The sequence below is a fragment of the Bacillus sp. JJ1521 genome (assembly GCF_036965165.1).
In the GTDB taxonomy this organism is placed as follows: domain Bacteria; phylum Bacillota; class Bacilli; order Bacillales; family Bacillaceae_L; genus Ferdinandcohnia.
Window position 1 is genome coordinate 1 of sequence record NZ_JBALOX010000040.1, and the last position, 10972, is coordinate 10972.

Annotated in this window: 11 protein-coding genes; all 11 read right to left on the reverse strand. The window is 37.2% G+C overall.

From position 1 onward, the window contains the following. Positions 1 to 482: 482 nt before the first annotated feature. Positions 483 to 1370: an IS3 family transposase gene (locus V7147_RS07225; RefSeq protein ID WP_335367187.1), complete on the reverse strand. Its 888-nt coding sequence runs from the start codon at positions 1368 to 1370 to the stop codon at positions 483 to 485. Beyond that, positions 1370 to 1657 (reverse strand): transposase, encoded by a 288-nt coding sequence (locus V7147_RS07230; protein ID WP_335367177.1) that lies wholly within the window; start codon positions 1655 to 1657, stop codon positions 1370 to 1372. Before V7147_RS07230 ends, V7147_RS07225 begins: the two co-directional genes overlap by 1 nt. Positions 1658 to 2061: 404 nt before the next feature. Beyond that, on the reverse strand, positions 2062 to 3459 hold the full coding sequence (gene sufB / locus V7147_RS07235; RefSeq protein ID WP_335367178.1) for a Fe-S cluster assembly protein SufB: 1398 nt from the start codon (positions 3457 to 3459) through the stop codon (positions 2062 to 2064). A gap of 58 nt (positions 3460 to 3517) precedes the next feature. Beyond that, positions 3518 to 3961, reverse strand: a complete 444-nt coding sequence (sufU, locus tag V7147_RS07240) for a Fe-S cluster assembly sulfur transfer protein SufU (RefSeq protein WP_335367179.1) — start codon at positions 3959 to 3961, stop codon at positions 3518 to 3520. Continuing rightward, positions 3951 to 5171 (reverse strand): cysteine desulfurase, encoded by a 1221-nt coding sequence (locus tag V7147_RS07245; protein WP_335367180.1) that lies wholly within the window; start codon positions 5169 to 5171, stop codon positions 3951 to 3953. Before V7147_RS07245 ends, sufU begins: the two co-directional genes overlap by 11 nt. Next, on the reverse strand, positions 5171 to 6478 hold the full coding sequence (gene sufD / locus V7147_RS07250) for a Fe-S cluster assembly protein SufD (protein WP_335367181.1): 1308 nt from the start codon (positions 6476 to 6478) through the stop codon (positions 5171 to 5173). The genes V7147_RS07245 and sufD overlap by 1 nt, the downstream gene beginning before the upstream one ends. Before the next feature lie 17 nt (positions 6479 to 6495). Then, on the reverse strand, positions 6496 to 7281 hold the full coding sequence (sufC, locus tag V7147_RS07255; protein WP_335367182.1) for a Fe-S cluster assembly ATPase SufC: 786 nt from the start codon (positions 7279 to 7281) through the stop codon (positions 6496 to 6498). A 400-nt stretch (positions 7282 to 7681) separates the two neighbouring features. Then, positions 7682 to 7834 carry a hypothetical protein gene (locus tag V7147_RS07260; protein WP_335367183.1) on the reverse strand — a complete coding sequence of 51 codons (153 nt, stop codon included), beginning with the start codon at positions 7832 to 7834 and terminating at the stop codon, positions 7682 to 7684. Positions 7835 to 8225: 391 nt separating this feature from the next. Further along, positions 8226 to 9068 (reverse strand): MetQ/NlpA family ABC transporter substrate-binding protein, encoded by an 843-nt coding sequence (locus tag V7147_RS07265; protein WP_335367184.1) that lies wholly within the window; start codon positions 9066 to 9068, stop codon positions 8226 to 8228. A 14-nt stretch (positions 9069 to 9082) separates the two neighbouring features. After that, a complete protein-coding gene (locus V7147_RS07270; RefSeq protein ID WP_335367185.1) occupies positions 9083 to 9787 on the reverse strand; it encodes a methionine ABC transporter permease in 705 nt (234 codons plus the stop codon). Further along, positions 9780 to 10805 (reverse strand): methionine ABC transporter ATP-binding protein, encoded by a 1026-nt coding sequence (locus V7147_RS07275; RefSeq protein ID WP_335367186.1) that lies wholly within the window; start codon positions 10803 to 10805, stop codon positions 9780 to 9782. The genes V7147_RS07270 and V7147_RS07275 overlap by 8 nt, the downstream gene beginning before the upstream one ends. Positions 10806 to 10972 lie beyond the last annotated feature (167 nt).

Genomic DNA, 10972 nt, shown 5'->3' on the forward strand with positions numbered 1-10972 from the left:
CATATTTGTCTTATATAATACGAGAAATCCCTCCTTAATAGATATTCTTTCCAAAATGTTCTGATTTTTCTTTCTATCTTGATGTTAATATGGCTTTGTTTCTACTACAAGACCTTTGTTCCGCTATACGCAACTTATTGAATTTTTTTAAATAAAATATTAAAAACCCCTTGAAGAAAAATAATTGGGTTACTTTAGAGGTGCATATATTATAAATATAGTAGATTTTAGGGTAATAAGGTTAGTGAATTTTTTGAAATTTAGAACGTGGATTAAAATTGAGTAACTAGTGATATTTAAAATAAGAGGAGTTTTTCCGGGTAAACTGCAGAATAAAGCTAGGTTTTGGTCTTCTGTCAAGAAAGTAGACAATAAAAATCGAGACTTTTTTTAATAAAACACTACCGCACTTCGTTTGCTGGGGTGTTAGAAATAATCAGTCCATAACCATGACAGATTATTTCTAACACCAAATGGCTAATTTATGAGATATACTCCACTTCATTTTGTCGCTGTTTTTTCTCGAATTGGTTAGGTGAACAATTACCCAAAGTGGAATGTTTTCTCTTTCCATTATAAAAACTACTAACATAGTAATTTATTGCCTTTACAGCTTCCTCTCTGGTTTTAAAACGTCTCCTGTAAATTAAATCTTTTTTGATTGTGGCATGGAATGATTCAATACAGGCGTTATCGTATGGGTCGCCTTTTTTACTCATGCTTATTTGTGCTTTCTGTTCCTTCAAGATATCTGTGTAATCATGCGAACAATATTGAGAGCCTCGATCCGAATGGTGAATAAGCCCTTCTTTGGGCTGCCTTGAAACAATCGCCATATTGAACGCTTGTTCGGTTAACTCCTTTTTCATATGAGAGGCAAGACTCCACCCTACAATTTTTCTAGAGAATAAATCCATAATCGACGATAAGTACAGCCATCCTTCCAACGTCCAAATATATGTAATGTCAGCTACCCAAACTTTATTGGGTTCCTTTACATCAAATTGTCGGTTAAGAAGGTTAGGATAAATATTTAACTCATGGTTGGAATCTGTAGTAACTACATACTTTTCTATTGGAGTAGCTCTTAAACCCATTTCCTTCATCATTCGTGCCACTGTTTTTTGCGAAATAATATAACCCCACTCCACTAGGTCATCGTGAACTCTAGGGCTCCCATAGGTTCCGTAACTCTCATGAAAAGATTTACTAATTTTTTGTTGGATCTCTAAACGGTAATTTTCCTTCTCAGAAAGCGGATTATTCTGGATCTTTAGCCACTTATAGTACCCACTAGTTGATACTTCTAGAACTTTACACATCTTCCACACAGCGTATTCATCTGAGTGGGCTTGAATGAAGGCATAAATTACTTTTGGCTTTTTGTGAAGATGTGCATGGCCTTTTTTAGGATTTCATTTTCCTCTCTTAACTGCTCTATTTCCCTTTCGTGTTGTTTCTTAAGCTCTTCCAGTTCTTTTGGTGTAATATAATCTGTCTTCTTACTGTTCAATTTCTCCCTGTATGTCTTAACCCAGATAATGAGGGTCTTATATGGGATCTCAAGCTCATAGGCAACATCTGTTGCTTTTCTGCCTTCCTCTACAATTAACTTTGAAACATACTCTTTGTATTCTTGTGTATGATGTTTCCCCATGTGAACACGTCCTTTTAAATGTTGATTCAATTATAAACTAAATCTCATTTTCCAGTGTCCACTTTTAAGACTAACCTCAGTTTGGTGTATATAAGAGGAGATTTTCCAATTAAGTAAAGCAAAATAGCCCATTTTTACGTTTTTCGAGTCACTAGTCGGAATCCTTCCATCTATTAATCTATTTTCAGCTCTATTGTATAAATAAGCGAAATTCCTCCGCTTAAAACTTTCTCTTCTTATATCTATTTTACTAGAACATACGGAAAAAATAGAAGAAGACGAACTTCAAAAGTTCGTCTTCTTCACTAAAAGATAATTTCAACTTGGCACAAATTTGGCATTCCACCAATTTGGCTCAGTATGAAATCCTCTTAATCCCTTGATATACAAAGGTTTCTTATTTATTAACCAATGGAACCTTCCATTTCGAACTTGATCAATCTGTTCATTTCTACTGCGTATTCCATTGGAAGTTCTTTTGTAAATGGTTCAATGAAGCCCATTACGATCATTTCAGTTGCTTCTTGTTCTGAAATACCACGGCTCATTAGATAGAATAATTGTTCTTCTGATACTTTTGATACCTTTGCTTCGTGCTCTAATGAAATATTGTCATTTAGGATTTCGTTATATGGAATTGTATCAGATGTAGATTGGTTATCCATAATTAACGTATCACATTCGATGTTTGAACGAGCACCTTCTGCTCTGCGGCCAAAATGAACAACTCCACGGTATGAAACTTTACCACCATGTTTTGCAATTGATTTGGAAACAATTGATGATGTTGTATTTGGCGCAAGGTGCATCATTTTTGCACCTGCATCTTGGTGTTGACCTTTACCAGCGATCGCGATAGAAAGTGTCATACCACGAGCTCCTTCACCTTTAAGGATACATGCTGGGTATTTCATTGTTAACTTAGAACCGATATTACCATCAATCCATTCCATTGTTCCATTTTCTTCAACAACAGTACGTTTTGTAACTAAGTTGTAAACATTGTTTGCCCAGTTTTGAATGGTTGTATAACGGCAATACGCATCTTTTTTAACAATAATCTCAACTACCGCACTGTGAAGTGAGTTTGTTGTGTATACAGGTGCTGTACATCCTTCAACATAGTGTACACTTGCACCTTCATCAACGATGATCAATGTACGCTCAAATTGCCCCATGTTTTCAGAGTTGATACGGAAGTATGCTTGAAGTGGAGTATCAACTTTTATACCTGGTGGTACGTAGATGAATGAGCCACCAGACCAAACAGCTGAGTTCAAAGCAGCGAACTTGTTATCAGTTGGAGGAATAACGGTTGCCCAATGCTTACGGAAAATATCTTCATTTTCTTTAAGAGCTGAATCTGTATCCTTAAACACGATTCCAAGATCTTCAAGGTCTTCCTTCATATTGTGGTAAACAACCTCTGATTCGTATTGCGCGGAAACACCAGCAAGGTATTTTTGTTCCGCTTCAGGAATCCCTAATTTATCAAAAGTTGCTTTAATTTCCTCAGGTACTTCATCCCAAGACTTTTCAGACTTCTCAGACGGTTTTACGTAATACGTAATCTCATCAAAGTTTAAGCTGTTTAAGTCTCCACCCCATTGTGGCATTGGCATGCTATAGAAATGCTCTAAGGACTTAAGACGAAAGTCTAACATCCATTGAGGTTCTTCCTTCATACGAGAGATTTCTTCAACAATCTCTTTTGTTAAACCACGTTCTGAACGGAAGATGGAAACGTCTTTATCTGCAAAGCCATATTTATAATCCCCAATATCAGGCATTTTCTTTGCCATTCTACTTCACTCCATTCTTTGTAAGGGAAATCTTGTCATTTCGACAAGAGATCGCTCACTATTCATTTTGATCGTTCTTAAATCCCTTTTCCATAGCCTTCCAAGCTAATGTTGCACATTTTATACGTGCCGGGAATTTTGAAACGCCCTGAAGTGCTTCAATGTCTCCTAAATCAATGCTATCATCATATTCTTTTCCTAGCATCATTTCTGAGAAGATTTGTGACATTTTTAATGCATCTTCAATATTTTTACCTTTAATCGCTTGAGTCATCATCGATGCGGAAGACATTGAGATGGAACATCCCTCACCGTCGTATTTTGCGTCCTGAACGACCCCATCTTCAACTTTTAAAGTGAGATGAATGCGATCACCACAGGTTGGGTTATTCATGTCGATTGTTAACGCACCATCTTGAATGACTCCACGATTTCTCGGCTTTTTATAATGATCCATTATCACCTGACGGTACAAAGTATCAAGGTTTATGTTAGAATCCATTGCTGAAATACTCCTTTGTTTTTATGAGTCCTTCAACTAGTTTATCAATTTCTTCTTCCGTATTGTAGAGGTAAAAACTTGCACGAGCGGTAGCAGAAACCTTCAACCATTTCATTAAAGGCTGTGCACAGTGATGACCTGCTCTTACAGCGATACCATCTGCATCTAAGACTGTTGCAACATCATGTGGATGAACATCATCTATATTAAAGGTTACGAGTCCTGCACGATGTTTAGGCCCATAAATTGTTAGACCTTCGACTTGTGACAATCGCTCCATTGCATAATTTGCTAGCTGATGTTCATGTTCAAGGATTTGATCAAGACCAATATCCTCCAAAAAGTCAATTGCAGCACCTAATCCAATGGCTCCAGCGATAATAGGTGTTCCAGCTTCAAATTTCCAAGGAAGCTCTTTCCATGTAGATTCGTAAAGGTCAACGAAATCAATCATTTCACCACCAGTTTCAACTGGCTCCATTGTTTCAAGTAATGCTTTTTTTCCATATAATACACCGATACCAGTTGGTCCACACATTTTATGACCCGAAAAAGCAAGGAAGTCACAATCAAGATCTTTCACGTCAATTTTCATATGTGGAGCTGCCTGTGCACCATCAACAACCATAATTGCCCCGTTACGATGTGCAATTTCAGTAATTTCTTTAATTGGGTTTATTGATCCTAGTACGTTAGAAACCATCATTACAGAAACAATTTTTGTTTGATTTGTGACAGTAGCTTCAACATCCTTAAGGTCAATCGAACCATCCTCTTGGAGAGGAATATATTTTAATTTCGCACCAGTGCGTTTCGCAATTTGCTGCCAAGGAATAATATTGGCATGGTGCTCCATATAGGTAATGACAATTTCATCGCCCTCACCGAGATTATCTCGCCCATAGCTTTCCGCAATTGTATTAATTGCAGTCGTTGTTCCCCTGGTAAAAATAATCTCTTGAATGGAGGAGGCATTAATGAATTTACGAACTTTTTCACGAGCATTTTCATAAGCATCAGTAGCTTTTGTACCAAGGGTATGAACCCCTCTGTGTACATTCGAATTATATTCTCGATAGTAACGATCAAGCGTTTCAATAACAGTAACAGGCTTTTGAGATGTAGCAGCACTGTCCAAATAGACAAGTGGTTTTCCATTTACTTCTTGATCTAAGATTGGGAACATGGAACGAATATCTTTGATATTCATTATCTTACTTTCCTTTCGATTACCTCAACTAGTTGTTTTTTTACTCCTTCAATTGGAAGTTGGTTTACAACTGGTGCAAGGAATCCATGGATAACTAAGCGCTCTGCTTCCTCTTGTGGAATACCACGGCTCATTAAATAATATAATTGAACTGGGTCAACCCTACCAACAGAAGCAGCGTGACCTGCTGTTACATCGTCTTCGTCTATAAGTAAAATTGGGTTTGCATCTCCACGAGCTTTTTCGCTAAGCATCAATACTCTTGATTCTTGTTCTGCATTTGATTTAGAAGCGCCATGTTCAATATGACCAATACCATTAAAAATCGAGCTTGCGCTGTCCTTCATAACACCATGTTTTAGAATATAACCTTCTGAATTTTTACCATAGTGTGTAATTCTAGTCGTAAAGTTTTGCTTTTGTTCGCCACGACCGACAACGACTGTCTTTGAATCAGCGTAGGATCCATCACCAACTAAGTTCGTGATGTTTTCAGAGATTGTATCTCCATCATTCATTAATCCAAGCGCCCATTCAATTTTACTATCACGACCAATAACACCACGACGAGTTACATAGGTTGTATTTCCTGCTGCTAAAGCATCTACAGCACCATATGTTACCTTCGCATTGCTACCCGCAATAACCTCAGACACGATATTTACAATTGTATTTACAGAATCTGTTGTTGAAATATAGTTTTCAACATAAGTAACAGAACTATTATCTTCAGCCACAACGATTACATGGTTAAAAGTAGACACTTCACCATTTTCTTGAATAAATACAGCATGTAGTGGAACCGACACTTCAACATTTTTAGGAACATATACAAAGGCTCCACCATTTAAGAGTGCAGCGTGTAACGCAGTTAGACGATTTTCGTCAGCCTTAACCGCTTCAGTCATAAAATATTTTTGAAGAAGGTCACCATGTTCACGAGCAGCTGTATGAATATCTGTAAAAATAACGCCACTTGCCTTTATTTCTTCAGTTAGAGAAATAAATGCTGGTGTATTATTACGTTGAATATATATATTCTTTTCTTCTTCAACATGAATTAAAGATTTGATTTCTTCAGGTAATTCGTCAATTGAATTATATGGAGCACTTTCCACAACATGGTTTGCAAATTGCGTAAAGTTCCATTTGTCAATTTTTGTTTTATCTGGTCTTGGCATTGGAAGGTCTTCTGCTTTTTCAAGAGCCTGTATGCGAAGATCCTGTAGCCAACTTGGTTCACCAAGGGTAGACGAAAAACCTCTGACATAATCTTTATCAAATGGTAATTTCGTATCGATTGTCATAATAATCCTCCTAACGCTTACGCTTCTTGATCTACAGTTTCATCTTCAATTCCTAGTTCTTGCTTGATCCAATCATATCCTTCTGCTTCTAGACGTTGTGCAAGCTCTGGACCTCCAGATTTTACGATACGTCCTTGCATCATGACATGTACTTTATCAGGTGTAATATAGTTAAGTAAGCGTTGGTAGTGAGTGATGATTAAGCAACCAAACTCTTCTCCGCGCATTTTATTGATTCCATTAGAAACTACCTTTAATGCATCAATATCAAGTCCTGAGTCAATCTCATCAAGGATTGCAATCTTAGGCTCAATCATCATTAATTGTAGGATTTCATTACGTTTCTTTTCCCCACCTGAGAAGCCTTCGTTAAGGTAACGTTGAGCCATGTCAGGATCCATTTCTAAGAAGTCCATGCTTTTATCCATTGTACGGATGAATTTCATTAGTGGGATTTCATCGCCTTCTTCACGACGTGCATTTATTGCAGAACGAAGGAATTCAGCATTAGTAACACCACTAATCTCACTTGGATATTGCATAGCTAAGAAAAGACCAGCGCGTGCACGCTCATCAACTTCCATTTCTAATACATCTTCTCCATCTAAAGTAACGCTACCACTTGTAACCTCATATTTAGGATGACCCATGATTGCAGATGATAAAGTGGATTTACCAGTACCATTTGGTCCCATGATTGCGTGAATTTCTCCGCCTTTTATTTCAAGGTTTACACCCTTTAAAATCTCCTTGCCTTCGATTTCGACATGAAGATCTTTAATTTCTAAAGTAGATCCTGCCATAACTACTACCTCCATTAGACAAAAAATATTTTGTATAGTTTTGACAAATTAAGTCAAAACTTTATTCTCATTTTATTCTCATTACAATCTTATAACAAATTCAAAGTGATATCAACCTTTACACATTGCTTACGGGAATACATTTTTAGGAACAAGTTGATTGATTAGAAACTGTGAATTTTGATTGTTTTTTGAGAATGAAAATATGACCCTTATAAGAATTTGTTCCTTAAAACTTGTCCTTCACTAAGATACCATAAATAAGTAAGATATGTAAGGAAGAAGGGTTTTTAGCGCTTTTTTAAAGCCTTCATCTTATGGCTTATTTTCTACACATTTATTAAATTCATCCCATATGAAAAACCCAGCTTAGAGCTGAGTTTCCCCGATAAAGCGATATCTATATATGAATTCTTTGACCAATTTGAGCAGCAATCATTCGCTCTTGTTTATATTCTTGTTCCCGGTTCTTCTCAACCCGTAATCGTTCCTTGAACTTTCGACAGTAATCCTCATAGCCAATCCCATGTGCCTGATGCATCGCCTTTTCCATTTCGCCCGTATAATTTAAACGGATTCGATTGATAATGAACCAATCCCTTCAGTTTTTTGTGTGCCTTATCAATTACGCCTTGCGTAATTGCATCCAGCTTTTGGACTCGTGATACACGAGTCAACTCCTCTACAAAATCTGTGATATCCGCCGGAGGCTCTAACATTGTTCAGCTTCTGCTGAATAATGTTATACACAGTTTTAATGGTAGCATCATCTACTTTTTGCCTCAATGACGGGATTTCCTGATATATGAGGATCCCTTTACTTATTTGGTTTTGACAGTAACCTGAGGAGCAGGGTATATACAATTAAAGCCATTTCCTTCGTTTTGCTCACGAATATTAGAGATATGAAAAAAAGCTTACCAATTGGCAAGCTTCAATTTCATTTATTGAACGGTAATAACTGCACCAGCATATTTTTCTTCAATGAACTTCTGAATTTCTTCAGATTTTAATACTTCTACCAATGCCTTTATGTCTTCACGGTCTTCGTCACCTTTATTAATAACGATTAGGTTTGCAGGGACTACGTCTTCACCTTCAAAGGCAATTCCTTCCTCTGCAATGTTCACGCCACCTTCAAGGGCATAGTTTGTGTTGATTACAACCGCATCTCCTTCTCCATTTTGGAACGCAGATGCAAGTAGCTTAGCTTCAATTAAATTCGAGAAGTCAAGATTTTTTGGATTCTCAACGATATCTTCAACTCTAGCTTGGTTACCAACGCCCTCTTTTAATTTGATAAGACCTTCTTTTTCAAAGATCGGTAAAATACGGCCGTGGTCACTGAATGAATTACTCATAATAATTTTTGCTCCATCTGGAAGCTCTTGTAAACTCTTGTATTCCTTTGAATAAATTCCGATAGGCTCTTTGTGAATTTCAGCAACACTAACAAAATCAAAATCTGGGTTATCCTTTAATTGTAAGTCTAAGTAACCAGGTGTTTGGAAGTAGTTTGCGTCAATGTCTTTTCCATGAAGTGCTACGTTTGGTAAAATGTAGTCTGTAAATACTTCAATTTTAAGGTCAATTCCCTTTTCCTTTAACAAAGGTTTTGCTTGTTCAAGCACTTCGGCATGTGGAACTGCTGAGGCACCTACGATTAATTCTTTATTTCCTTCTGCTTCTTTCGTGTCGCCACCCTCGTTTGACTTATCGCTTGATCCACAAGCGGCTAATGTAAGGGCTAGTAGTCCAATTAATAATACATAAAGTAGTTTTTTCATTTGTGTTCCTCCTGTTATCTCTTATCTGTATGTTTTGTAAAGTAATCCCCAATAAATTGAATGATAAATACTAAAATTAAAATTGCAACAGTTGCGATAAATGTAATGATTGGCTTACCGCCTTGGAAACCGTATAAATAGGCAAAATGCCCTAAACCACCTGCTCCAATAACACCTGCCATTGCTGTAAAACCTACTAATGAGATGGCAGTTACGGTAATTCCTGATATTAGTGCTGGTAATGATTCAGGAATTAACACCTTGTAAATGATTGCCCCGTTTGTTGCACCCATTGAATTAGAAGCTTCAATAACACCCTTATCAATTTCGCGCAATGCAATTTCAACCATTCTCGCGTAAAACGGAGCCGACCCTATGATAAGGGATGGCAATGCAGCGTTTGGTCCTAGCATTGACCCCATTACAATTTTTGTAAAAGGAATCAAAAGCACAATCAGGATGATAAATGGTATGGATCGAAAAATATTCACTAGTGCTGATACAATTCGATTTACCACTGAATTTTCCCACGCATTTCCTTTATCCGTTAAAAAGAGAACTAAGCCTAAAATTAGACCAATGATAAAAGTGGCAAGAACCGAAACAGCAGTCATATAAAGGGTTTCTAAGGTTGCTTCCCAAAGATTTCCCCAGTTTAACGCTTGATAGTCATTAACTTGTTTCTCCCATTTAAGAAGAGCTTGGAATTGTTCAAGCATTTTCAATCACCTCAGCTTCTACTCGTTGTTGTCGAATAAAATCGATGGCTGAAGTGATTTCATTCTTATCACCAGCTAGATGAATAAACAATGTACCATAAGATCCATTTTGAGTTTGTGAGATCTTTCCTTGTAAAATATTCACTTCTACGTTAAAGTCTCGGATCAAACTAGTGATTAATGGCTTTCCAGCATCGTCCCCAATGAAAGTAAGCTGGATTACTTTTCCATTTGGATAAATATCAAGTAAATGCTCAATCGTTTCTTTTGTTTCTTCAGGCTCAGTTACTTGTTGCACAAAGCGTTTTGTAATCTTTGCTTGGGGCTTTTTAAATACATCAAGAACTTGGCCTTGCTCAACAATCGCTCCGTTTTCCATGACGGCAACATGGTGACAGATTTTACGAATAACATGCATTTCATGGGTAATTAACACAATCGTTAATCCCAAACGTTCATTGATATCTACAAGTAAATCCAAAATCGAGTCAGTTGTTTGTGGGTCCAGTGCGGAGGTTGCTTCATCACAGAGCAAGACTTTAGGATTGTTTGCAAGCGCTCGTGCTATTCCTACCCTTTGCTTTTGACCACCACTAAGCTGGGAAGGATAAGCATCTTCTCTTCCTTCTAAACCAACTAGCTTTATAAGCTCTGTAACTCGTTCTTCCCGTTTGGCTTTTGGTACCTTAGCTATTTCAAGTGGAAACGAAATATTTTCTCTCACTGTTCGCGACCATAAAAGGTTAAAGTGCTGGAAGATCATGCTGATTTCTTGTCGTGCGTTACGTAACGCTTTTCCTTTAATGGAGGTGATATCATAACCGGCAACCGAAACAGTTCCTTCAGTCGGCGTTTCGAGTCCATTCAACAAACGAATGAGTGAGCTTTTACCAGCACCACTGTACCCGATAATTCCAAAGATTTCACCTTCATTGATGTTCAGATCAATATTGTCAACGGCTGTAACGGAATTTGTTTTCGTTTTATAAACCTTTTTAACATTTTTTAGTGTTATCACATTGTCACACCTTCTATCCATAGAAAACTATGCTTAGTTTATGCGATACAGTAAATATTAAAAGCAAATAAATCAAATATGCCATGGCATATTTGCTGCCCTGATTTTAGGTCCACAGGAAGTGGGTCATAAAGACGTTGCCACAGGAAGTGGCGTTCTTAGTCTTT

Excerpts from the sequence above, each read along its gene's own strand:
- V7147_RS07230 (WP_335367177.1), bottom strand. The coding sequence starts at position 1,657 with ATGGGGAAACATCATACACAAGAATACAAAGAGTATGTTTCAAAGTTA.
- sufB (WP_335367178.1), bottom strand. The coding sequence starts at position 3,459 with ATGGCAAAGAAAATGCCTGATATTGGGGATTATAAATATGGCTTTGCA.
- sufU (WP_335367179.1), bottom strand. The coding sequence starts at position 3,961 with ATGGATTCTAACATAAACCTTGATACTTTGTACCGTCAGGTGATAATG.
- V7147_RS07245 (WP_335367180.1), bottom strand. The coding sequence starts at position 5,171 with ATGAATATCAAAGATATTCGTTCCATGTTCCCAATCTTAGATCAAGAA.
- sufD (WP_335367181.1), bottom strand. The coding sequence starts at position 6,478 with ATGACAATCGATACGAAATTACCATTTGATAAAGATTATGTCAGAGGT.
- sufC (WP_335367182.1), bottom strand. The coding sequence starts at position 7,281 with ATGGCAGGATCTACTTTAGAAATTAAAGATCTTCATGTCGAAATCGAA.
- V7147_RS07260 (WP_335367183.1), bottom strand. The coding sequence starts at position 7,834 with ATGGAAAAGGCGATGCATCAGGCACATGGGATTGGCTATGAGGATTAC.
- V7147_RS07265 (WP_335367184.1), bottom strand. The coding sequence starts at position 9,068 with ATGAAAAAACTACTTTATGTATTATTAATTGGACTACTAGCCCTTACA.
- V7147_RS07270 (WP_335367185.1), bottom strand. The coding sequence starts at position 9,787 with ATGCTTGAACAATTCCAAGCTCTTCTTAAATGGGAGAAACAAGTTAAT.